At 59.0% G+C, this 21,446-nt stretch carries 24 protein-coding genes; 2 read left to right on the forward strand and 22 right to left on the reverse strand.

Translation table 11 applies throughout. The features are described from left to right. Positions 1-37 precede the first annotated feature (37 nt). The 9 genes from ccmI to ccmA are packed head-to-tail and all read right to left on the reverse strand — an operon-like array spanning position 38 to position 7,279. Positions 38-1,312 (reverse strand): c-type cytochrome biogenesis protein CcmI, encoded by a 1,275-nt coding sequence (gene ccmI, locus Q669_RS05975; protein ID WP_022991596.1) that lies wholly within the window; start codon positions 1,310-1,312, stop codon positions 38-40. A gap of 33 nt (positions 1,313-1,345) precedes the next feature. Beyond that, positions 1,346-1,828 (reverse strand): cytochrome c-type biogenesis protein CcmH, encoded by a 483-nt coding sequence (locus tag Q669_RS05980; protein ID WP_022991597.1) that lies wholly within the window; start codon positions 1,826-1,828, stop codon positions 1,346-1,348. Further along, positions 1,828-2,364, reverse strand: coding sequence for a DsbE family thiol:disulfide interchange protein (locus Q669_RS05985; RefSeq protein WP_022991598.1), 537 nt, complete (start codon positions 2,362-2,364; stop codon positions 1,828-1,830). The genes Q669_RS05980 and Q669_RS05985 overlap by 1 nt, the downstream gene beginning before the upstream one ends. Then, on the reverse strand, positions 2,361-4,358 hold the full coding sequence (locus tag Q669_RS05990; protein WP_022991599.1) for a heme lyase CcmF/NrfE family subunit: 1,998 nt from the start codon (positions 4,356-4,358) through the stop codon (positions 2,361-2,363). Before Q669_RS05990 ends, Q669_RS05985 begins: the two co-directional genes overlap by 4 nt. A 34-nt stretch (positions 4,359-4,392) precedes the next feature. Next, the gene (gene ccmE / locus Q669_RS05995) at positions 4,393-4,872 is read right to left on the reverse strand and encodes a cytochrome c maturation protein CcmE (RefSeq protein WP_014421059.1); all 480 of its coding nucleotides are present in this window, start codon (positions 4,870-4,872) and stop codon (positions 4,393-4,395) included. Between the two features lie 14 nt (positions 4,873-4,886). Continuing rightward, positions 4,887-5,120, reverse strand: coding sequence for a heme exporter protein CcmD (ccmD, locus tag Q669_RS06000; RefSeq protein WP_022991600.1), 234 nt, complete (start codon positions 5,118-5,120; stop codon positions 4,887-4,889). Between the two features lie 3 nt (positions 5,121-5,123). After that, the gene (locus Q669_RS06005; protein WP_022991601.1) at positions 5,124-5,867 is read right to left on the reverse strand and encodes a heme ABC transporter permease; all 744 of its coding nucleotides are present in this window, start codon (positions 5,865-5,867) and stop codon (positions 5,124-5,126) included. A gap of 58 nt (positions 5,868-5,925) precedes the next feature. Further along, entirely contained in the window at positions 5,926-6,651 is a 726-nt protein-coding gene (ccmB, locus tag Q669_RS06010) for a heme exporter protein CcmB (RefSeq protein ID WP_011785433.1), read from the reverse strand. Beyond that, positions 6,641-7,279: a cytochrome c biogenesis heme-transporting ATPase CcmA gene (ccmA, locus tag Q669_RS06015; protein WP_022991602.1), complete on the reverse strand. Its 639-nt coding sequence runs from the start codon at positions 7,277-7,279 to the stop codon at positions 6,641-6,643. Before ccmA ends, ccmB begins: the two co-directional genes overlap by 11 nt. 160 nt (positions 7,280-7,439) lie before the next feature. Here ccmA and Q669_RS06020 point away from each other — a divergent pair, with 160 nt between their 5' ends. Both Q669_RS06020 and Q669_RS06025 read left to right on the forward strand, forming a co-directional pair. Beyond that, positions 7,440-8,804 (forward strand): flagellar hook-length control protein FliK, encoded by a 1,365-nt coding sequence (locus tag Q669_RS06020; protein WP_036148963.1) that lies wholly within the window; start codon positions 7,440-7,442, stop codon positions 8,802-8,804. Next, on the forward strand, positions 8,801-9,121 hold the full coding sequence (locus tag Q669_RS06025; protein WP_011785436.1) for an EscU/YscU/HrcU family type III secretion system export apparatus switch protein: 321 nt from the start codon (positions 8,801-8,803) through the stop codon (positions 9,119-9,121). Before Q669_RS06020 ends, Q669_RS06025 begins: the two co-directional genes overlap by 4 nt. On the opposite strand, the gene Q669_RS06030 is transcribed toward Q669_RS06025, so the two are convergent. From Q669_RS06030 to cheY, 13 genes are all read right to left on the reverse strand, one after another. Then, a complete protein-coding gene (locus tag Q669_RS06030) occupies positions 9,101-10,204 on the reverse strand; it encodes an ATP-binding protein (RefSeq protein ID WP_022991605.1) in 1,104 nt (367 codons plus the stop codon). The genes Q669_RS06025 and Q669_RS06030 overlap by 21 nt on opposite strands. After that, the gene (locus tag Q669_RS06035) at positions 10,201-12,480 is read right to left on the reverse strand and encodes an ATPase, T2SS/T4P/T4SS family (protein ID WP_022991606.1); all 2,280 of its coding nucleotides are present in this window, start codon (positions 12,478-12,480) and stop codon (positions 10,201-10,203) included. The genes Q669_RS06030 and Q669_RS06035 overlap by 4 nt, the downstream gene beginning before the upstream one ends. 26 nt (positions 12,481-12,506) lie before the next feature. Then, on the reverse strand, positions 12,507-12,899 hold the full coding sequence (locus Q669_RS06040; protein WP_011785439.1) for a DUF2802 domain-containing protein: 393 nt from the start codon (positions 12,897-12,899) through the stop codon (positions 12,507-12,509). A gap of 62 nt (positions 12,900-12,961) precedes the next feature. Continuing rightward, on the reverse strand, positions 12,962-13,450 hold the full coding sequence (locus Q669_RS06045) for a chemotaxis protein CheW (RefSeq protein WP_011785440.1): 489 nt from the start codon (positions 13,448-13,450) through the stop codon (positions 12,962-12,964). A gap of 129 nt (positions 13,451-13,579) precedes the next feature. Continuing rightward, positions 13,580-14,356: a chemotaxis protein CheW gene (locus Q669_RS06050; RefSeq protein ID WP_022991607.1), complete on the reverse strand. Its 777-nt coding sequence runs from the start codon at positions 14,354-14,356 to the stop codon at positions 13,580-13,582. Beyond that, entirely contained in the window at positions 14,349-15,146 is a 798-nt protein-coding gene (locus tag Q669_RS06055; RefSeq protein ID WP_011785442.1) for a ParA family protein, read from the reverse strand. The genes Q669_RS06050 and Q669_RS06055 overlap by 8 nt, the downstream gene beginning before the upstream one ends. Before the next feature lie 21 nt (positions 15,147-15,167). Next, positions 15,168-15,314: a hypothetical protein gene (locus tag Q669_RS19630; protein WP_157680627.1), complete on the reverse strand. Its 147-nt coding sequence runs from the start codon at positions 15,312-15,314 to the stop codon at positions 15,168-15,170. A 23-nt stretch (positions 15,315-15,337) separates the two neighbouring features. Beyond that, entirely contained in the window at positions 15,338-16,120 is a 783-nt protein-coding gene (gene motD, locus Q669_RS06060; RefSeq protein WP_011785443.1) for a flagellar motor protein MotD, read from the reverse strand. Between the two features lie 19 nt (positions 16,121-16,139). Further along, positions 16,140-16,880, reverse strand: a complete 741-nt coding sequence (locus Q669_RS06065; protein ID WP_011785444.1) for a flagellar motor protein — start codon at positions 16,878-16,880, stop codon at positions 16,140-16,142. Next, positions 16,880-18,025: a protein-glutamate methylesterase/protein-glutamine glutaminase gene (locus tag Q669_RS06070; protein WP_011785445.1), complete on the reverse strand. Its 1,146-nt coding sequence runs from the start codon at positions 18,023-18,025 to the stop codon at positions 16,880-16,882. Before Q669_RS06070 ends, Q669_RS06065 begins: the two co-directional genes overlap by 1 nt. Before the next feature lie 33 nt (positions 18,026-18,058). Beyond that, on the reverse strand, positions 18,059-20,188 hold the full coding sequence (locus Q669_RS06075) for a chemotaxis protein CheA (RefSeq protein WP_022991609.1): 2,130 nt from the start codon (positions 20,186-20,188) through the stop codon (positions 18,059-18,061). Positions 20,189-20,206: 18 nt separating this feature from the next. Beyond that, positions 20,207-20,992 (reverse strand): protein phosphatase CheZ, encoded by a 786-nt coding sequence (locus Q669_RS06080; protein ID WP_014421047.1) that lies wholly within the window; start codon positions 20,990-20,992, stop codon positions 20,207-20,209. Positions 20,993-21,013: 21 nt separating this feature from the next. Next, positions 21,014-21,397 (reverse strand): chemotaxis response regulator CheY, encoded by a 384-nt coding sequence (gene cheY, locus Q669_RS06085; RefSeq protein WP_011785448.1) that lies wholly within the window; start codon positions 21,395-21,397, stop codon positions 21,014-21,016. Positions 21,398-21,446 lie beyond the last annotated feature (49 nt).

Genomic DNA, 21,446 nt, shown 5'->3' on the forward strand with positions numbered 1-21,446 from the left:
CAGAAAAAAGCCCGTCGAAGTGACGGGCTTTTCAATTTCAGTTGGTCAGTTCCTGGTTAATCACCAACTCGACAGGTGGTTCCGCTTCCGCCGGGGGCAGCACCTCTGCCTCAACCCGGCCTTCCCAGTCTCCCGGCTGCGGATTAACACTGCCTGAGCGGCTCAAACGGGCGACCACCACCACATCTTGCTGTGCAGAAATCGCAGATTCAGGGGACATGGCATAACGATCATCCAGCCGGATCTCGGCGGGCAAATCGCCGGCTGTCATCCTGGCAACAGCAACCGGCGCACCGCCCGCCGCAGCCGCTGGCCGCGCAAAGATGAACAGCACGGTATTGTCAGCCACTTGCTGGCGCAAACCTTCGTCCAGCGATACCCGTAAGGACACGCCCGGTCCAGCAGCCTGCTGAGGCTCGGAGGCAACTCCCTCAGGCGGGGTCTCGCCCAGGCGTCGGTAGGCCTCCTCGATACCTCCACGGATGGCCCCGAGCTGTGGATGGTCCGGCGCTACCTCGGTAATACGCTGCCAGTATTCAATGGCTTCCCGGTAGTTTTGCTGACCGAAGGCATTGATGCCCATCAGCCCCAGTGCATTGACCTCATCCGGGTTCAGGGCCCGGGCAGCCGCAATGGCATCGGTAACCGCCGGGGTCATCTCGCCTTCGCTGGCAAAATAGTTAGCCTGTGCAGCCAGCCCCAGGGCCACCGCGCTGGCGTTTCGGTCCTCGGATACCACATCGGCAAGACGGCGATAGGCCTCGGCCGCTTGCTCATAGCGCTCAAGACGCATGTAGGTCTGCCCCAACATCGCCCACCCATCGGCATTGTCCGGGCTTTCTTCAAGTCGCTTGCGCAGTTGGTCGGCCAATTCCGCCATGCGGGCCGTCTGGTCGCCTTGCGTGGCATTCATTTCCTGCATCGCAAGGAACTGCTCCACCTGATCCATGGAACCCCATTCCTGATACCCGAAATAGGTGCCCACCGGCAAGACCAGGATCGCCAGCAAGGCGACAACCATGGCGCTACGCCGCCCGGGTACTCGTCGCTGGGTAACGGGCTCCTCCGGTACATCATCGAGCATGGCGCCCGCCAGCTCTTCCTTCAGCTGCTTGTAGCTCTCGTCATCCAGTATGCCGGCCTCATGCTCGTTCTCCAGCTCTTTGAGCCGGGTGCGATAGGCCAGAAGATTCTGATTTCGCAGATCCGCCTCCAGGCGGGCCCGGGGTTTATGAAAAAAGACTGGATAAAGCACAAAGGCCAGGGCCACCAGAATGAGTACGGTCCCGGCAATCCAGAAAGTATCGGTCATGGAAATATCGTCACGTCTCGAAATGAATGGGAGTTATCGGCGATCAGCCTTGTCACTTTGACTGGCCAGAATCTGCTCTGCCCGGGCCCGGTCTTCCGCACTCAGGGGCGGTTCGTCTTCACGCCTGCGGGCACGCCACACCACACCGGCCACAATCAGAAAACCGCCAATGGTGGCAATCGCCGGAAAGGCCCAGAGTAGAATGGTGCGGTTATCCACCGGCGGTTTGTACTGAACGAACTCGCCGAAACGGTCGACCAGAGCACCCACGATCTGTTCATTGGAGGCCCCATCCTGCATCATGCGGTAGACCTCGTCTCGCATATCCTTGGAGATCGGCGCATTGGAATCGGCGATGTTCTGGTTCTGACACTTGGGACAGCGCAATTCTGAGATCAATTGCTGATAACGCTGTTCTTCAGCCCGGGTATCGAAGTCATAGACTTCAGACACCTCGGCAACTGCCGGCACCGAGAGCATCATCAACACGGCAAAGAAAGCAGGCAACAAACGCATCAGCTGTTCCCCCGGGCCCGAGCGATAACCGGCAAGAGCACTTCATCCCAGACTTTCTGGTTCACAACACCTACGTGGCGATAGCGCACCACTCCCTCAGCGTCGATAACAAAGGTTTCCGGCGCGCCATACACGCCCAGGTCAAAACCCAGCGTTCCCTTCGGGTCGAAGATAATGGTCTCGTAGGGATTACCCAGCCGGTTCAGGAACCGGAAGGCACATTCCCGCTGATCCTTGTAGTTCAAGCCCACAATGCGAACTCCCTGTTCCCGGGCCAGATACATCAGGTATTCATGCTCATCCCAGCAAGAGGGGCACCACTCGGCCCATACATTCAACAAGGATACTTCGCCCTGGAACACTGAGGGATCCAGCTGAACCTCCGGATTGTCCAGAGACTCCAGGCTGAATTCGGGAACGGGCTTGCCGATCAGCACGGATTCCAGTTTGGTGGGGTCCTTGCCCAGGCCGGCAAACAGGAATATCCCCACGCCGACGGCAATCACCAGCGGCAGGAACAGCAATACCCGCTTCATGAGGACGCCTCCGCCACTTTACCCGGCGCTGCCGGCTCGCCGCTTTTCACGGCTTCCTCATCGCGCACACGAATACGGTATCGCTTGTCGGCAATCGCCAGGAAACCACCAATGGCCATCACCAGGGATCCGAGCCAAAGCCATCGCACTAACGGTTTATACTGCAGCCGGATAGCCCAGGCATCGTCACTGATACGCTCACCAATGGCTACAAATATATCCCGGAACAGGCCGGCATCAATGTCCGCTTCGGTCATCACACTCATGCCAACCGGATACTGCCGCTTTTCCGGATGCAGGTCAGTCACCAGCTCCCCATCCAGGTAGACATTGAAGCTGCCGTACTGGGCGGTAAAGTTGGGGCCACGACGCTCACCAATGTCGGTGAATACAATCTCATAATCCCCCACCATAGCGCGGTCACCCGGCTGCATGCGCACATCACGCTCAATCCCGTAGTTGGAAACCACCGTCGCACCGGCCATCACCATGGCAAGCCCCAGATGCCCGAGAACCATGCCCCAGTAACTGCGGGACTGGCGCTTCAGTCCATGCCAGCGCCCTTTGCGGGAGGCGGATTTATCCCAAAGATCCCAGGCGGTGGCCACCGCTACCCACATGGCCGCAAACACACCCAGGAAGGCCCAGGGTGCAAACCCTCCGTAGCCGATCATCACCGCGGCACTGGCAATCAGGCTGACAGCCAGCGGCCACAGCAGTTTGCGGGCCAGCCAGCCGCCGTCGGTTTTCTTCCAGCGAGAGAAAATCCCCGCGCCCAGCAGCAGGCCGGTTGCCACCGCCAGAGGACTGAAGGTGGTATTGAAGAACGGCTCACCAATAGACAGCTTGCCCAGGTCCAGATAATCCAGCACCAGCGGGTAAAGCGTGCCGATGGCCACCAGCATCGTGGCCGATACCAGCAAGACATTGTTCAGGAGCAGGAAGATCTCCCGGGACAGGGAGCCATAACGGGAGCGGACATGCACTACCGGCGCCCGGAAGGCATAGAGTGTCAGGCTGGCCAGAATGGTAATGCCCAGCAACGCCAGCAGGAAACTGCCTCGCTCCGGATCCGACGCGAAGGCGTGAACGGAGGTGAGCACACCGGAACGAACCAGGAAGGTACCCAGCAGGCTCAGTGCGAAAGTGACAATAGCCAGCAACACGGTCCAGCTTTTGAAGACCCCGCGCTTTTCCGTGACTGCCAGCGAGTGCATCAAGGCGGTACCCGAGAGCCAGGGCAATAGTGAGGCATTTTCAACCGGGTCCCAGAACCACCAGCCGCCCCAGCCAAGCTCGTAATAGGCCCACCAGCTGCCCAGGGCGATGCCCACAGTCAGGAAGGACCAGGCAACCGTGGTCCAGGGGCGCGACCAGCGAGCCCAGGCCGCATCCAGTCGACCGTTGATCAGTGCCGCAATGGCAAACGCAAAGGCCACCGAAAAACCAACATAACCCATATAGAGCATGGGCGGGTGCATGATCAGGCCGATGTCCTGCAACAGCGGATTCAGATCCTGCCCATCTGCCGGTACGTTCGGCAGCAGACGGTCAAACGGGTTGGAGGTCAGAATGATAAACAGAAGGAAGCCAACGGAGACCATGCCCAGAACCGACAACACCTGGGAGACCATCACCGAAGGCAGTTTACGGCTGAAGATAGCAACGGCCAGCGTCCAGCCTATGAGCATCAGTATCCACAAGAGCAACGAGCCCTCATGGCCGCCCCAGACCGCGCTGAACTTGTAGTACCAGGGCAACATGCTGTTGCTGTTATTGGCCACATAGGCCACCGAGAAGTCATCCACCAGAAAGGCGTGGGTCAGGATCGCAAACGCCAGGGCGGTGAACACAAACATGCCGGACGCCAGTGGCCGGGCAAATGCCTGCAGGCTGTCACGCCCGGTCAGAGCGCCCGCAAGCGGCACCACGGAGAGAAGTACTGCCAGCAGCAACGAGAGAATCAGTGCAAGCTGTCCGAGTTCCGGATACATCGGGTTTCTCCAACGTCAGAAATGAATTGAGCGCTCAGTACGCCGTGGTTTCCGCGGCTTTTTCCACATCAGCAGACTTGTGCTGCCCCTTGGAAGAACGCTCCAGCGCCTCGGCCACTTCCGGTGGCATATAGTTCTCATCGTGCTTGGCCAGAACCTGATCGGCCACGAACACGCCCTGTTCATTCAGCCGCCCCATGGCAACCACGCCCTGCCCTTCGGCGAACAGATCAGGCAGTATGCCCTCGTACTGTACCGGCACCGACGCGGCATAGTCGGTCACCCGGAAGTTCACCTTCAGGCTGTCGGTATCCCTTGCCACACTGCCCTCTTCAACCATGCCACCGGCCCGGATCCGGACATCAACCGGCGCGTTACCCGCTGCAATTTCCGTAGGATCGTAAAACAGGTTGATATTCTGTCGGAGGGCATAGGTGGTCAGGCCTACCGCAATGGCAATACCGGCCACCAGAAAGAGCACAATGGTCAGTCGTTTTTTTCGGATCGGATGCATGGATTACCTGCTGTTTATTCCTGGGAAACTTCGACACGGGCGAACGTAGCAGCCTGTTTGGGCCGGGCACTGTTGCTGCTTTCCTGCTGCTGGTAACGGCGTTTGCAACTGGCCATAACCGCCTGATGATGCCGGGACGACCAGATCATCAGGCCAACCAGCAGAACGGCGAACACGCCATAACAGGTCCAGACATAGGGACCATGGCCTTCCATTGCGATAAATGCTGAAAAAGAATCAAACGCCATCGGTCAGCCTCTCCCCGCCATCACCAGCTCTCTCACCCAGCGGGTTTTTTGCTCCCGCATGACAATTTCGGTTTTCATGCGCAGACACGCCAGCCAGCCAAACAACAGGTATAACCCGAGCACCGAAAGCAGCAGCGGAACCCACATCTCAACGGGCATAGAGGGCTTTTCGGTGAGTTTGAACGTGGCCGGCTGGTGCAGTGTATTCCACCACTCCACGGAGTATTTGATAATCGGGATATTTACCACCCCCACCAGCACCAGCACCGCTACCGCCCTGGCAGCGGATTTTTCGTCATTGATGGCCCGATCGAGGGCGATAGCACCGCCATAGAGGAAAAGCAGAATAAGCATGGAAGTCAGCCGGGCATCCCACACCCACCAGGTCCCCCAGGTAGGCTTACCCCAGACGGCGCCGGTGAATAGCGATAGGAAGGTAAACACCAGGCCAACCGGCGCCACGGCTTTCACGAAGACATCCGCCAGTTTCATGCGCCAGACCAACGTAACGATGGCGGCGGACGCCATCATGATGTAAATGGATTGGGCGAGAAAGGCAGTGGGAACGTGGATAAAAATGATGCGATAGCTGTTGCCCTGCAGATAGTCCTTGGGAGCAAACGCCAGACCCCAGACCAGGCCGGCAAGGAGCAGAATGATACCGATCGCCAGCAACCACGGCATAAACCGGGTTGCAATCCCGAAGAACCATTTGGGAGAACCCAGTTTGTGAAAGAATTGCCACATCAGTTGGTCACCATCTTCACTGTTATCGTTTGGTTGGTTGCCGGCCCCAAAGAACCGATCAGCTGTTCGAAAGACTGATTCTCAGGGCCGCTGCCGAGGCGAAAGGCGACAGGGTTACCGCCAGAACCAGAAACGCGCCCATCAGAGCCAGGTATCCGCCAACCGGCGCGCCTTCAGCTGCCGCCGCTACCGTGCCGGTACCAAAAATCAGCACGGGAATGTACAGCGGAATGATCAGCAGTGACAAGAGCACGCCTGCCGAGCGCAATCCCAGGGTCAAAGCGGCGCCAATAGCTCCGATCATACTCAGTACCGGGGTGCCGATCAGGAGCGTTAGACACAGAATTGCAATAGAGTTCCCGTCCAGGTGCACCATAACGCCTAAAACCGGGGCTAACAGCACCAGTGGCAGGCCCGTCAACACCCAGTGTGCGGCTGTTTTGGCCAGCACCAGCAGAAACAGAGGCTGGGGCTGAAGTACCAGTTGCTCCAGGGTTCCATCGTCAAAATCGTGACGAAACAGATGGTCCAGCGACAGCAACACCGACAGCAAAGCCGCTACCCAAAGGATACCGGCTCCGGACTGTTTCAGAAATGCCACTTCCGGGCTGACTCCCAGGGGAAAAAGGGTTACTACCATGATGAAAAACAGCAACGGGTTCAGCAGATCCTGACGCTGCCGGAAAGCCACCCGGACATCCCGGGCAAAAACTGCCGCCATGGCGGCTATCGGGCCAACCGATTCAGACACCGGCTTCAGTGCCGGCCGCCGATCAGCATTCATGCACACCTCCGGCACCCAGGGTGATGCGTTTCATACCTGGCAACTGGAGTTCATGGTGGGTCGTCACCAGCACCGCCCCCCCTTCCGCGGCACGTTGCTGTAGCAGCGACTCAATCGCTCGGACACCGTCTGCATCAATCGCAGTAAAGACTTCGTCCAGCAGCCAGAGTGGCTCGTCGGCAATCAGCAACCTGGCCAATGCCACACGGCGTTGCTGCCCGGCAGACAGATTCCGGCATGGTACGTTTTCAAATCCTGCCAGCCCGGTACCTGCCAGTGCCTGAACCAGCACCTCGTCGCTCACCTCCCGACGACCGGCCATCAGCGCTTTCAGGTTCTCGACCGGGGTAAGCAATGGTTTGATGCCGGGCCGATGGCCAATGTAAAGGGTGTTACGAAGAAAAGACTCGCGTTGCCGGGCCCTGGGCTCGCCGCACCACAGTAATTGACCCGACCAGGCGTCGTTCAGGCCAGCAAGGATTCGCAGCAATGTTGTCTTACCGGTACCGTTGGGGCCCTCGACACGAGTAACCGTACCGGGCAGTATGGAAAAGGACAGATTCTGGAACAACAGGCGCTCGTCCCGTTCACACTCAAGATCTATCGCCTGTAGTAACGGCTCGGACATCAGGGCTCCGTTTCAGAGCGATGGATGCGCAGCAGGCATCAGGTGCATGTAATGAAGGACACACAGGTGCCAACATGAAATCAGGGCATTCACTGCCAGCGCGGCGTATTATAACGAAAGCGCCAGCATATTACTCTTGCCCGACATCAAATCGACACCAATGAAACTGAACGGCGGACCACCACCCTTACCCCCGAAACAGCCCGCGCCGGACCAGTCCCCCCGGAGTCCGGCCACGGTTACTCCCGGCACCAGCACGGCGCCCGGGGCTGCGCTTTCGGCCAGACAACAACTGGCCCAGTTACAGCTGGCTGATCGGGAGACAGCGTTGGCCAAAGTGGCCGAGATCCTGAGGCAGAAAGGCGGGGGCCATGAGCTGTTGCTGGAACTGCGCGGACAATCCCTGAAAGTCGCTGCCGGCAACCAGCCACCGGATCTGTCCGTGGGCGATCTGATCAAGGTCATGCGGGCCGGTAACGAATTGCAGCTGATAGGCAAGCTGGCGCCGGGCCAGGAGAGTGCCGTAGCCCGGGCCCTGGCCCAGCGACTACCCTGGCAACAGAGCCTTCAGGCTGGCCTGACACAACTGTTCGGTGCCCTGAGCCAGGGCCTGAAACTGCCACCCCCACCCGGGCAATTGCCATCTACCACCAGCGCACAGCCTCTGCCAGCGCCCGCACAGCAGGCCTTGCAACAGCTGATCAACCAGTTACCCAAGGCTGACGCCCTGGCGCCAGGCGCTGGCAAGACCGAATCCATGGCCACTCAGGTGCGGCAGTGGTTGTCTGAAAGCGGCCTGTTTTCCGAGGCTCGATTGCTACAGACCGGCCCTTCCGCCGCCCGCCAACCGGATCTTAAACTGGTACTCGCAAAGGTGGTGTCGGCTTTGCTCACCAGCCAGAACCAGGGGCCGGAGCAATTCAACCGGCTGCCCCCCCTGGCCAGCCAGGATTTGCTACAGGCGCCATTACAGTTTCCAAGGGCACCAGCGCCAGCGGCCTCTCAGAACACCGGGGAGCCTGCCACAGTCGGGCAGACCCTGCGACTGCTTGCAGGCATGTTGAACCGGATTACGGTAAACCAGTTGCACAGCCAGACCTTGAATGCCAGGGCCGGCGGCGAACCTGGCGCGCCCGTGAACACTCTGCTGATTGAACTGCCATGGTTAACGCCGCAACAGGAACCCCGAACGGCACAATTGCGACTGGAACAGTACTCACAGGAGAAAGACGGCAACAAACGACCGGAACGGACCAGCGCCAGTGAGTGGCGATTGTCCCTGTCTATGGATCTGGACGATGCGGGCCCGCTGCATTTCGATGTCACCTTCCGGCCGCCGTCCGTGAGCGCTATGGTCTGGGCTGAAAACCAGACCACCCTGAGAACCGTGCATCGCGAGCTGCCGCTGCTGCGCCAGAGCCTGAACGACCTCGGGCTGGAAGTTGCTGACCTGGATTGTCGCAGGGGCAGCCCTCAGCAGATGCAAACCCGGCTGGAGCACCGACTGGTGGATACCAAGGCATGACCGAAAACGCACAGAACAATATCCCGGCCGCTGTCGCCCTCAAGTACGACGGTGAACGGGCACCGGTTATCTCGGCAACCGGCACGTGGGAACTGGCCGAGGAAATCATCCGGATTGCCCGCGACAACAATGTTCCGTTGTACGAGAATGCCGAGCTTGCCGGCATTCTGGCGCGTCTGTCGCTGAATGAAGAGATTCCGGAAGAGTTGTACCGGGTGATCGCGGAGATTCTGGCGTTTGCTTTCCACATCCGGGGCCGGACACCCGGAGATGCCCGGCCAGAAGAAGATAACCCGTCAGTGGATCAGGGAACGTAACGCCCAGGCCTGTTGCCAATGCTCACCTTTGCGTGGCGCCACAGTGGTATCGAAGTAATGCTTCAGGCGTCGGCGGTCCTCCGGCTGATCCTTCAGGGCCGAGCCTATAACGTGGTGCATCATGTGTTCAACGGTCATGGCGCCGCCACCGTAATACCACGCATTAAGGCTGGCGGCGTGGGCCACGGATACGGCCTCGGCGGTGGACAGGGCCGCCCCTGCCAGCCGGTCGGTGCTTCGCCCGTCCAGAGTCTGACCGTTACGCAATTCGTGGAAGATGGTCACCAGCACTTCCACCACCGACTGCTCCAGCGCCACATCGATTCCGGCACGCCGGTTGGCTCTGGCCACTTCCCGAAGAACCACATCGATCTCATCGTTCAGGTGCCGTATCGGCCGGATTTCCTCAAAGTCCATCCGTCGTTTCAGGGCCGCACTCATGCTGTGAACACCCTCATCAACACTGTTCGAGGTGGCCACCAGGTTAAAGCCTTCCCGTGCCAGAATAACGCCGTCTTCCCCCGGCAATTCCGGGATCACCACGACCCTGTCGGAAAGTACAGACAGCATGGCATCCTGCAGCGCCTGCGGGCAGCGGGCGATTTCTTCAAACCGGACCAGCTGCCCCTCCATCATGCCCCGCAACAGCGGGGTTGGCACCAGCGCCTTTCGGCTGGGGCCCTCGGTACGAAGCAGAGCTTCGTTCCAGCTATAGAGCAACTGGCTGACCTGGCTGATGGCGCCGCCCTGCAAGGTCAGCGTGGAATTACCCGAAATCGCCGCAGCGAGCAGCTCCGACAGCCAGGATTTGGCCGTACCCGGCTCCCCCACCAGCAAGCACCCCCGGGACGTACACAGGGAAATGATGATCCGGACCACCATGGCCCGGTCGGCGACAAACTTACGCTCTATACCCAGTTTTTCATCGCCCAGCAGAAACTTCTCGACGCCCCGGGGCGACATCAGCCAGCCAGGAGGCATCGGGCCCGGATCCATGGACATCAGTTTGTCCATTTCCTCGCGATAGGTTACTTCTGCCGGCTCGCGCTGGGCTGCCTTGTTGTTGGATCTGGTATTTTTCATCCGATACTCCTGCGGCCACCACGAACTTCCGGAGCCATGCGCTCCCTGGGCAGAATGCGGGGCAACTCAGCCAGCGGAATGATGCCCTCGATGACATGATCCAGGGCACTATCCCGCATGGTCACGAGGCCGGCATCCAGCGCTCGCCAACGCAGCTCACCAATGGGAGGCTGACTGGAGATGGCATTACGGATGTCCGAGTCCACCTCCATGTACTCCACAATCGCAACCCGGCCCTGGGTACCCCGGCCGTTACACTTGTCGCAACCCTCCCCTTCAAAACACCGGAAATCCGCTGGCGCACCGTCCGGGAAAACCTCCGCCAGAATGGCAGGATCGGGCCTGGCCGGCTTGCGGCAATGCTTGCAGATTCGCTTCGCCAACCGTTGCGCAATCACTGCCAGCAATTCGCCGGCGATGGAGTTGGGATGAACGCCCAGGTCGTAAAGTCTCTGCAGGGAATCCACGGCGTCATTACAGTGCAGCGTGGAGAGCACCACGTGACCGGTCTGAGAGGCGCGAATGGCTTCCAGTGCGGTCTCCTGATCCCGGATTTCACCGACAAGGATGACATCCGGGTCTTCCCGAACAAACGCCCGCATGGCATCGGCAAAACTGAATCCGATTTCAGAACGTACGCGGGTTTGCTGGATGTTGTCGATGGAGTACTCAATGGGATCCTCCACGGTAATCACCTTACGGCGGCCATCATCAGCCAGGGTCTGCAGGCCCGCATAGAGTGTGGTGGATTTACCAGATCCGGTCGGCCCGACCACCAGCACCAGTCCAGCCGGGTTATCCAGCAGGCGCTGATAACGGGAACCAATGGCCGATGACATCCCCAACTCAGCGATGGTCATTGCTCGACCGGTTTGCGGCAACAGGCGGATAATCGCATTCTCACCGTGCAGTGAGGGCTGGGTCTGGATCCGCAAATCGTAGGAGGTGTCTCCGAGCTGCAGCCTGGAACGCCCACCCTGAGGCAACCGGTGCTCAGCGATATTCAACTCCGCCCGGAGCTTGATGACGTTGATAACGCCACGAATTTCCCGGGCCGACAACTGGTATTGCGGTAAATCGTGCAGATCGCCATCCACCCGCAAGCGAATACGCACCCGGTTCTCATACTGTTCGATATGAATATCGCTGGCCTTCTCGCTGACGGCATCCAGCAGAATAGCCTCATACACAGACACCAGATACGGGCTGATGTGTTTGTTGCTGTCCTTGCCGAGCAGATCCTTGCCCGATGTATCCGGTTTTTCGGTGCTGCCCACCGACACGCCATGCTCCGCCACAAAGCGGCTGCCTTTGACAGTCAGATCCAGCGCCGACCAGATCCGCCGGAAGTCCGTCGGTGTCACCAGCAGACAGACAATTCGATGCTTGGGTGTCAGCCGTTCCATCTGATCGGTACGTGCATCCGGGTCGTCGGTGACCACGGTCAACGTGCTGTCCTCTTCCGACACCGGGATCACGCGGGAGAGATCCAGAAAGGTTCGGGAAAAACGCCGGAACAGGTCCGTATTCAGATGACTGAGTACGTCATCACCATCGGTAAACGTCATGCCACGCTGCTGGGCAAGAGACCGGTAGAGATCAATCTCTTCCAGATTCAACCGGCGACGCAGGACATCCAGTACCCGTTCGTTTTTGGTCGCCGCCTCGGTGCGGGCATCTGCCAGTGCCGCTTCGGAGACCACGCCAAGATCAATCAGAATCTGTTCAGAGTTACGGTTGAAATCCACCCAGCCCAGGGTTCTGACCCGCTCCAGCTTGTCGCCCCTGCGCTGGAACATGGCGACACTGGGCACCGGCCCCGCCCGACCCTCCAGGCACACCAGGTTCCCGCCCTCGCGCAGGTTCGGCAGAAGCGCCTTGGGATCCTGGATAAAGGTCGTACACAGAATCAGGTCACAGGGCGCGTCCAGTTCCAGCCCGGTATCTGCCGAGGCCTGAACAACATCCACATTATGGACGCCGTGCTTGAAAAAGCGCTCGCGGGCTTTTTCCACCAGTGCCGGGTTGCGGTCAACATAAACCACTCGGTGAGCCAGATCCGCCAGCACGGCGGTCACATAACCTGAGCCGCCCCCAACGTGCATGACGACCTGGTCAGGCTCGATCTCTGGCATCAGGCTCAGCAGGTGGCGAACCGTTTCTTCTCTGGGTATTGAGTGGCCGGTGATGGAGGGGACGAGATCGGCACCAGAAACAAAATCAGGGCGGGAAACAACAGCGAGGGCCTCAACGGCCCTCTGATAGAGCTTCTTCATTCAGCAGCATCCGATAAAACGCCGGATCAGGCCGCCTGTCGCCGCTTCAGGGCAGATACCAGTTCGGCCTCCGGACGGGAAATTCCGCAGGTATTCATAAGATCGTCGATATCCGCGCCAAGATCAACCAGTCGCGCGGCTTCGTCGTAGGAAATTCGCAACGGATCATTCTGCCGCATTTCTTCCAGAGTGTTCTTGAGCTCATGAATCTGCCGCTCACAGGCTACCAGGCGCTGCCCCACGCCGAGGCTGCCACTGGTAGTGGCATGCAGTTCACGGCCAAGGGTATCGCAACGCTGCTTGACAGAAGCCTGTAAGGCCCGGATACGCCGGCCATGGATAACACCCTGAACCAGAACCAGAGTGATGGCTGCAGCGGTCAGGCCCCAGGGGAGCCAGGAGGGAATGGTGAAACTCATAATGGACGTCTCCGTTGTTGGTGACCCCGGGAGACGTCCATCACTGCGCTGTGAAAAGCCGGTTACAGCGACGCGATTTCAGCCCACTCGTGGTCTGACAGCATCTTGTCGAATTCGACGAGAATGATCAGCTCGCCGTTCTTGTTGCACACGCCCTGGATGAACTTGGCACTTTCCTCGTTCCCCACGTTCGGTGCAGTTTCAATTTCACTGGCCTTGAGATAGACCACCTCTGCCACAGAATCCACCAGAATGCCCATCACCTGGCTGGACGACTCCATGACCACAATCCGGGTGGCATCGGTCACTTCCGCGTCCGCCAACCCGAACCGGCGACGGGTATCGATGACCGTAACCACGTTACCCCGCAGGTTGATGATCCCCAGCACATAATCCGGGGCTCCGGGAACCGGCGCGATTTCCGTGTAACGCAGCACTTCCTGGATCTGCATCACGTTGATGCCATAGGTTTCGTCATCCAGGCGGAAAGTCACGTACTGCAGTACCTGATCGTCCTGGGCCTGATTTTGCTGTCCGCTCGGGGATGCCATAGCACTCTCTCCTTCTCGGCTGCCCGGCGGGCAACCTGATCGTCAAAAATTCATCATCAGTGCCCAATACTATAGTTAAGGGCACAAACCGTGCCAGCCTCACACGGTTTCATTGAGTAACGGACCTGTTTAACTCAGATCCAGATGGTGTTCACGCTCTGCCCGCACCAGCAGATGCGCCATGGTGCGCACATCGATCAACGCACACATGTGGTCAACCACGGTGCCCGCCAGCCAGGGGCGCTTGCTGCGCGCTGTGCGCCAGCGCACTTCATCCGGCCGCAGCGTGAAAGACTGGGCCACATCGTCACAGGCCAGCCCCCACTCACTGTCATCCAGCCGGATCACAAACCGATAATTGTCCCGGGCACCAGCCGGTACCCGGCCAGCCATAATCCACTCGGCGGTGTCCACAACCCGCAGGTTGTGGTCCCGATCCGGCCGTATCCCCATGTACCACCGGGGACTGCCAGGAATTGGCCGGATCTCTTCTTCAATACGATGGATGGCGCCCAACAGAACCAGCGGCACCGCCAACTGCAGCCCGGCCACCGTAAAAATCAGGCACTCGAACGGCTCTTCCGACCAGTCCGGGCGCGCCGGTGGCACCTCGCCATCGTTGCCCGGGGCCGTGACCGGCGCCTCCGTCTGAACCGGCTCCGGCGCTTTCTGTTCCACCACAGGTGCCTGAACGATTGGGCGAGGACGGGCTCTGGTGACAGGCTTTGCTTCGGTTTTTACCGGTTTCGGCGGCTCCGGTTCCGGTTGCGCCACTAACGGCTCCGGCTCAGGCTGTACCTGCTCTTCCTGCAACGCAGTGCTGGTGGCGGTGTGCAGCAACTCATCCAGATAACTGGCAATGGCCGCTTCCGGCGCAGCCAGTTGCGTCATTTTTCTGTCAGCCATGCTGACGCTCCTTCACCGAACCGGTTCGCTTCAGGAGGTCGTCCAACAAATGATCGTAGGCCCGGACACCGTGGGTTTCCGCATCCAGTTGCGAGGGAATAACCCCGGCCTGGCTGGCATCCCGGAATTTGGTATCAACCGGTACGGCGAAACGCCAGAGGGTATCCTGATAGGTCTTGCGCAACAGATTAAGGCTCTTGACCGAAGCCTGCGTCCGGCGATCATAGAGTGTGGGAACGATCATGTACGGTAATTCGTTCTTCTGGGAGCGCATGATCATTTGCAGGGTGTGCAGCATTCGTTCCAGGCCCTTGATGGCCAGAAACTCGGTCTGTACCGGAATCACCAGGTACTGGGCAGCGGCCAGTGCATTCACCATGAGCACACCCAGTGACGGCGTGTTGTCGAGAATCACGTAGTCAAAATCATCCCACAACTGGGCCAGGGCACGGGAGACAATCAGCCCCATACCCTCAACGCCAATCATCCGACGCTCCAGGGTGGCCAGTGCAGTACTGGCAGGCAGCAGCGACAGCCCGGGGCAACCGGTATCGGTGATCAGTTGCGCCGGCAGGCCTTCAGGAACCTTGCCCTGATGCTGAAACAGATCAAATACGCTGTGGGCGATGGTATCCGGGTCATAACCAAACCAGCTGGTCAGCGATCCGTGCGGATCCAGATCAACCACCAGCACACGCTTGCCACGTTGGGCCAGCAGTCCGCCCAGGGCGACCACAGAGGTTGTCTTCCCCACTCCACCTTTTTGATTGGCTACAGCCCAGATACGCACGTTTTGTTCTCCGGTAACGGCTCAGCCTGGCGTCATGCGCCGGCCTCTGTTCAACTTATCGGCAAGGATACGGGTAACTTGAAAGCCGAATCGATGGTTTTGCGGCAACCCCTTGCCGATTCGGACGATGAACAACAGGTAATACAGGAAGTGTGCCAGCTCAGCCATACGCATCTGCCACCTGCAGGTGATCAGCGCACCGCCCCCCGGATGCTTGCATCCCGGGAGATCAGCAGAACCACCCGGCGGTTACGCCGCCGCCCCTCCTCGGTGTCGTTGCGGGCCACGGGCTGGTATTGACCATAACCCACCGCTGCCAGGCGCTCTGGCTCGATGCCCTCCATCATCAACATCCGGGCGACAGCCGCTGCACGGGCGGTCGAAAGTTCCCAGTTGGACGGAAAGCGGCTGGTACGAATAGGTTGGTTATCGGTAAAGCCTTCCACCTTGACCGCATTGTCGCGGTTGCGCAGTACACTGGCGATCTTTTCAATGACTTCAAAAGAGTCGTAATGGGGCTCAGCATCACCACTACCAAAGAGCATGCTGTTCGGCAGATTGAGTTCAATCCACTCGCTGCTGGTTTCCAGACTCACCACCCCCTGATTGATCAATTCGTCGAATTCCATGGCAAGCTGGTTGGCCATGGTTCGCAAAGCCTCGGTGCGACCCTCGGCATCCAGCTCCGGATTACGGGGCGCCTCGGTAACCGGCGGCGGAATAACATCTTCATGCTGTTGTTGCGGCGCCCGGACCGGCTGGCCGCCCACGGTGACCGGTTGTAATGAGCGCTGCGGGGCGTTAAAGACACCGGTGAAGGTTTCCGACAGCACCTTGTACTTGCCCTCATTCACGGACGATACCGAGTACATCACCACGAAAAAGGCAAACAGAAGCGTGATGAAATCCGCGTAGGAAATCAGCCAGCGTTCCTTGTTGTGGAGATCATCCTGGGGTGGTCTGCGACGGCGCATAGGAAGCCCTGGCCCGGAATTACTGCAGGAAGCCCCGCAGTCTCAATTCGATGGATTTCGGGTTTTCGCCCTCGGCAATGGCGATAATGCCATCGATCATCATGTCCTCATAACGGGTGCGTTCCTTGATGATGCCCCGCAATTTATTGGCCACCGGAAAGAACAACAGGTTGGCCAGGGCAACGCCGTAGATGGTCGCCACAAAGGCCGTGGCGATGCCGCCACCCAGTGATTGGGGATCTTCCAGATTGGTCATGACCTGAATCAGGCCCATCACCGCGCCAATAATACCGATAGTGGGGGAATACCCACCCATGGCCTCATAGACTCTGGCCGACTCCAGATCGCGCTGCTCCCGGGTTTCCAGGTCGACTTCCATGATACTGCGAATGGACTCGGGCTCGGCACCATCAACCAGCAACTGCAGCCCTTTCCGGGCAAACGGCTCGGGCTCTCTCTCCGCAAGCCCTTCTAGGCCCAGCAGGCCCTGTTTGCGGGCTTTGACGCTCCAGTCGATGACCTTGCCAATGCCATCTTCCAGCGAGATGTAGGGCGGAATAAACACCCAGCGAACCTGACCGAAGGCACGCTTGAGCATCGGCCAGGAGGTTTGCAGGATGGTCGCCGCCAGAGTTCCGCCCACCACGATCAACCCGGCCGGGCCGTTGAACAGCGAACTGACAGCGCCTCCTTCCAGCAGATTGCCACCCAGGATGGCCACGAACGCCAGGATGATTCCGAGCAGGCTCAGAATATCCATCAGCTCACACCTTCAACCAGCCGCGCGCCAATATCCTCCAGCGCCAGAATCTCGTCGCTCAGTCCGGCTTTGGCCACAGCCATCGGCATGCCATAGATGACGGAGGATTTCTCATCCTGGGACCAGATCACGGAACCGGACTGCTTCATCATCCTGCAGCCTTCCTTGCCGTCGGAACCCATACCAGTGAGGATCAGGCCCAGGGTTTTGCCTGGGAAGCTCCTGGCCAGAGAGCCGAAGGTAACATCCACACAGGGTTTGTAATTCAAGCGGTCATCGCCCGGAAGAATCCGCACTTTTGCCTGCCCGCCGCGACTTTCAATCATCATCTGCTTGCCACCGGGCGCCAGCAGGGCCAGTCCCGGACGAAGCACGTCGCCGTCCTCGGCCTGGCGCACCTCAATGCGACACAACTTGTTGAGCCGCTCGGCAAAGGCCGGAGTGAAGCTGGCGGGCATGTGCTGAACCAACACGATGGGCGCGGGAAACGAAGCCGGTAACGCCGTTAGCACCTTTTGCAGCGCAACGGGGCCACCGGTGGAAGTGCCGATGGCTACCACACTGTAGTGCCTGGCGGCCGTTTTTCTGGCGGGTTTACGAACCGGCTCGGAGGTCGCAGGGTCTTTACGGGGTTCCGTCGTTACCGGGCGGTGCAGGCGCGAACCGGCGCGCTCGACAGGTTCACGGCGAGGTTCCGCAGCCGGTGCCGCCGGCCTCGGGGCCACAGGCGCCGATCGGGCACCCGGGCGGCTACCGGCCACATCCAGAATACGCTGGATAAGGATTTTCTGAAGTTGACTGGTGTCCCTGGCAATTTCCTCGAAGTTCTTGGGCAGGAAATCCACTGCCCCGGCTTCCAGGGCATCCAGGGTAACGCGGGCACCTTCATAGGTCAGGGACGAGAACATCAAAACCGGGGTGGGATGTTTGCGCATGATCTCGCGCACGGCAGAGATGCCGTCCATCACCGGCATCTCGTAATCCATGGTGATCACATCGGGGCGCAGTTTTTCTGCCAGCTCGACACCTTCCCGCCCGTTGGTGGCGGCGCCTACCACTTTAATCTGGCCCGAGGCCGTCAGGATTTCCGTCAGCCGTTTGCGAAAAAAGCCCGAATCATCCACGACCAGGACAGAAACTGTCATCCATTTCTCCTACACAATCCCGGAAATTCCTGCTCAGCCGTAGTGCTGCAGGAGGCTCGGCACATCAATAATCAGGGCGATACGGCCATCACCGGTGATGGTGGCGCCGGCCATTCCTGGCGTCCCCTGCAGGGCCCGGCCCAGAGGTTTGATCACCACCTCTTCCTGGCCAATCAGCTGATCAACGACAAAGCCGACCTGTTTGGTCCCCATGGCCACAATCACCACGTGCGCAATCTCCGGCTCGGCCTGACCTGCCGCACCGTGCACCAGCCAGCGCTTGATGTGGAACAGTGGGAACACTTTGTCCCGCACGACAATACACTCTTTGCCGTCGACAATGTTGGTCTTGGTCAGATCCAGGTGGAAAATCTCCACCACATTCACCAGCGGCAGCGCGAAAGACTGGTCACCGAGCATGATCATCAACGTTGGCATGATGGCCAGCGTCAGCGGCACCTTGATGATAATGCTGGTGCCCTTGCCCTGCTCGGACATGATATTGATCTGGCCATTGAGCTGGCCGATCTTGGTTTTCACGACGTCCATGCCGACACCGCGACCGGAGACATCGGAAATCTGGTCTTTGGTCGAGAAACCGGCCGCAAAGATAAGGTTGAAGCATTCGTTGTCGGTAAGGCGGTCTGCCGCATCCTGATCGTACAGACCCTTCTCGACCGCCTTGCGGCGCAGGACATTGGGATCCATACCCGCACCGTCGTCGACGATGGACAGCAGAATATGGTCGCCTTCCTGTTCCGCCGACAGGGTCACGGTTCCGGCTCGGGGTTTTCCTGCCTTCTCCCGTACGTCCGGCGCTTCGACACCGTGATCCACGGAGTTTCGAACCAGGTGCACAAGTGGGTCGGCCAGCGCCTCGACCAGGTTTTTATCCAGGTCGGTTTCCTCACCGTGCATCACCAGGTTCACTTCTTTTTTCAGGCTCCGGGCCAGATCACGCACCACCCTCGGGAAACGGCCGAATACTTTCTTGATCGGCTGCATCCGTGTTTGCATGACGGCAGCCTGCAGATCCGTGGTCACCACGTCGAGGTTGGCCACCGCCTTGTGCATGTGTTCGTCTTCACTTTCGGAACCCAAACGCTGCAGGCGGTTCCGTACCAGCACCAATTCGCCCACCATGTTCATGATGTCGTCCAGGCGCTTGGTATCAACCCGAACCGTGGTTTCGCCCGCTGGTGCGGCCTCACGGGCAGGTGCAGGCGCAGGGGCCGGCTTGGCAGCGGCCTTGCTCTCGGCTTTGGCTTCCGCTTTCTTTGGTTCCGGGGCTGGTTCGGCCTTGCTTGATGGAGCCGGCGCAGGCTTGGGCTCACCTGCGGCAGCCCCCGCGCTTGGGCCTGCACCCTTGCCATGCAGTTCGTCCAGCAGGTTCTCGAATTCGTCGTCGGAAATCAGATCGGCGTCACCGGATGATTTCTCCGAGCCACCGCTGGTGTCGATATCTGCCTTGGGCGCTTCATCTTCCGCAGGCGCGCCGGCAAACTGGCCCTTGCCGTGGAGTTGATCCAGCAGGGCCTCAAATTCATCGTCGGTAATCTCATCACTGTCTGAGCCGCCGGCGGATTCTGCCGGGGTGCTCACCTGCTCGTTGCCGACCGGTTTCTGGCCATCGGATTTTTCATCCGCCAACGCGTCCAGCAGCTGCTCGAACTCTTCGTCAGTGATATCGCCCTGATCCCCTTGCTGTCCGACATCCGCAGACGACGGCTCCTGTGCCGGGGTTGGTGCTTCCACCGCCGGTGCATCCTCGGACTCGGGTTTGGCGAGTGCATCCAGAGCTTCAATCAGTTCGTCCGGCGCGGGCGTCGGTTCTTCCCGGTTGCGGACTTCTTCGAACATGGCATTAACGTTGTCCAGCGCCTCCAGCACCACGTCCATCAGGTCCGGTGTTACCTTGCGCTTGTGATTCCGGAGAATATCAAACACGTTCTCCGCAGAGTGGCAGCAATTAACCAGTGCCTCCAGCTGAAGGAAGCCTGCGCCCCCTTTCACGGTATGGAAGCCACGGAAAATGGCGTTCAGCAGATCGCTGTCATCGGGATGCTGCTCCAGATCCACCAGCTGCTCCGACAACTTTTCGAGTATCTCGCCGGCTTCTACCAGGAAGTCCTGCAGGATCTCTTCATCAGCATCTAACGCCATGCGTCACCCTCTTTATTATCAGAATCCGAGACTGGACAGCAGATCGTCCACATCGTCCTGTCCCGAAACTACATCTTCCCGCTCATCGGCCTTGATCTGGGGCCCTACCCCTTTTTCGGCCGATTCTTCTTTTTCTTCAATCTGATGCACTGTGCCGGTCAGTTGATCAACGTGGCTGGCCATCACCACCAGACCAAGAAGGTTGTCTTCCACCTCTTTCACCAACGCGGTGACCTTCTGGATAACCTGACCGGTAAGATCCTGAAAATCCTGAGCCAGAAGGATTTCCGACAGGTTCTGGTACAGACTGTCGGAGTCTGTCGTCAGGCCAGCGAAGAACTTGTCGATGCGACCGTAAAGCTCCCGAAACTCCGCAGGCTCCATTTCACGACGGCGCAGACGCTGCCACTCATCCCGCAGGGAAACCGCTTCATCCCGCATGGCGTGAGCCACCGGCATGCTTTCCTCAACCAGATCCATGGTGCGGTTCGCCGCCTGGCTGGTCATCTGAACCACATAGGCCAGACGGTCAGAAGCGTCGCTCATCTTCGACAGCACTTCTTTCTGCTCGGCATTACGCGGGTCTATCTGGAAGTTCCGGATTGCCTCATGGAGGCTGCGGGTCAGTCGCCCCACTTCCCGATACAGACTCTGATCGCGAACCTCGCTCAGTTCATTGATCAGGGTCATCGCCTTGGCATAATTCCCGGCGTTTACATTCTCGGCCAGGTCGGAGGCCTGCTTTTGAAGCTTCTCCGCCACCTCCGGATCAAGGCCCTGATGGTTCTGTTTGGTATCACTCATGGCGAGCCATCCGACCTCTGGTTACTGGATTCGTTCGAAGATTTTCTCGATCTTTTCCTTCAGCACGGCTGCCGTGAAAGGCTTGACCACATACCCGTTCACCCCGGCCTGAGCCGCAGCCACGATCTGGTCCCGCTTGGCCTCTGCCGTTACCATCAGAACCGGCAGGTTCTTCAGGTTTTCATCAGCACGGACAGCCTTCAGAAGGTCAAAGCCCGACATGCCGGGCATGTTCCAGTCAGTCACCAGGAAGTCATACTTGCCGCTTCGGAGCATGGGCAACGCGGTGTTGCCATCGTCTGCTTCATCCGTATTGGTGAAGCCGAGATCTCGCAGCAGGTTTTTGATGATGCGTCGCATTGTGGAGAAGTCATCCACAATGAGAATTTTCATGTTCTTGTCCAATGGGACCTCCAGTCAGTAACACCCGGAATTCATTCAGCCTTTTGGAAGT

This window comes from Marinobacter sp. C1S70, assembly GCF_000475355.1.
Classification (GTDB): Bacteria; Pseudomonadota; Gammaproteobacteria; order Pseudomonadales; family Oleiphilaceae; genus Marinobacter; species Marinobacter nauticus.

Excerpts from the sequence above, each read along its gene's own strand:
- Q669_RS06040 (WP_011785439.1), bottom strand. The coding sequence starts at position 12,899 with ATGAGTTTCACCATTCCCTCCTGGCTCCCCTGGGGCCTGACCGCTGCA.
- ccmA (WP_022991602.1), bottom strand. The coding sequence starts at position 7,279 with ATGTCCGAGCCGTTACTACAGGCGATAGATCTTGAGTGTGAACGGGAC.
- ccmD (WP_022991600.1), bottom strand. The coding sequence starts at position 5,120 with ATGGCGTTTGATTCTTTTTCAGCATTTATCGCAATGGAAGGCCATGGT.
- ccmE (WP_014421059.1), bottom strand. The coding sequence starts at position 4,872 with ATGCATCCGATCCGAAAAAAACGACTGACCATTGTGCTCTTTCTGGTG.
- motD (WP_011785443.1), bottom strand. The coding sequence starts at position 16,120 with ATGCGCCGTCGCAGACCACCCCAGGATGATCTCCACAACAAGGAACGC.
- Q669_RS06050 (WP_022991607.1), bottom strand. The coding sequence starts at position 14,356 with ATGGCTGACAGAAAAATGACGCAACTGGCTGCGCCGGAAGCGGCCATT.
- Q669_RS19630 (WP_157680627.1), bottom strand. The coding sequence starts at position 15,314 with ATGGCTGAGCTGGCACACTTCCTGTATTACCTGTTGTTCATCGTCCGA.
- ccmB (WP_011785433.1), bottom strand. The coding sequence starts at position 6,651 with ATGAATGCTGATCGGCGGCCGGCACTGAAGCCGGTGTCTGAATCGGTT.
- Q669_RS05990 (WP_022991599.1), bottom strand. The coding sequence starts at position 4,358 with ATGTATCCGGAACTCGGACAGCTTGCACTGATTCTCTCGTTGCTGCTG.
- Q669_RS06020 (WP_036148963.1), top strand. The coding sequence starts at position 7,440 with ATGAAACTGAACGGCGGACCACCACCCTTACCCCCGAAACAGCCCGCG.
- Q669_RS06025 (WP_011785436.1), top strand. The coding sequence starts at position 8,801 with ATGACCGAAAACGCACAGAACAATATCCCGGCCGCTGTCGCCCTCAAG.
- Q669_RS06035 (WP_022991606.1), bottom strand. The coding sequence starts at position 12,480 with ATGAAGAAGCTCTATCAGAGGGCCGTTGAGGCCCTCGCTGTTGTTTCC.
- Q669_RS05985 (WP_022991598.1), bottom strand. The coding sequence starts at position 2,364 with ATGAAGCGGGTATTGCTGTTCCTGCCGCTGGTGATTGCCGTCGGCGTG.
- Q669_RS06070 (WP_011785445.1), bottom strand. The coding sequence starts at position 18,025 with ATGACAGTTTCTGTCCTGGTCGTGGATGATTCGGGCTTTTTTCGCAAA.
- Q669_RS06045 (WP_011785440.1), bottom strand. The coding sequence starts at position 13,450 with ATGGCATCCCCGAGCGGACAGCAAAATCAGGCCCAGGACGATCAGGTA.
- Q669_RS06065 (WP_011785444.1), bottom strand. The coding sequence starts at position 16,880 with ATGGATATTCTGAGCCTGCTCGGAATCATCCTGGCGTTCGTGGCCATC.
- Q669_RS06005 (WP_022991601.1), bottom strand. The coding sequence starts at position 5,867 with ATGTGGCAATTCTTTCACAAACTGGGTTCTCCCAAATGGTTCTTCGGG.
- ccmI (WP_022991596.1), bottom strand. The coding sequence starts at position 1,312 with ATGACCGATACTTTCTGGATTGCCGGGACCGTACTCATTCTGGTGGCC.
- Q669_RS06075 (WP_022991609.1), bottom strand. The coding sequence starts at position 20,188 with ATGGCGTTAGATGCTGATGAAGAGATCCTGCAGGACTTCCTGGTAGAA.
- Q669_RS06080 (WP_014421047.1), bottom strand. The coding sequence starts at position 20,992 with ATGAGTGATACCAAACAGAACCATCAGGGCCTTGATCCGGAGGTGGCG.
- Q669_RS06030 (WP_022991605.1), bottom strand. The coding sequence starts at position 10,204 with ATGAAAAATACCAGATCCAACAACAAGGCAGCCCAGCGCGAGCCGGCA.
- Q669_RS05980 (WP_022991597.1), bottom strand. The coding sequence starts at position 1,828 with ATGCGTTTGTTGCCTGCTTTCTTTGCCGTGTTGATGATGCTCTCGGTG.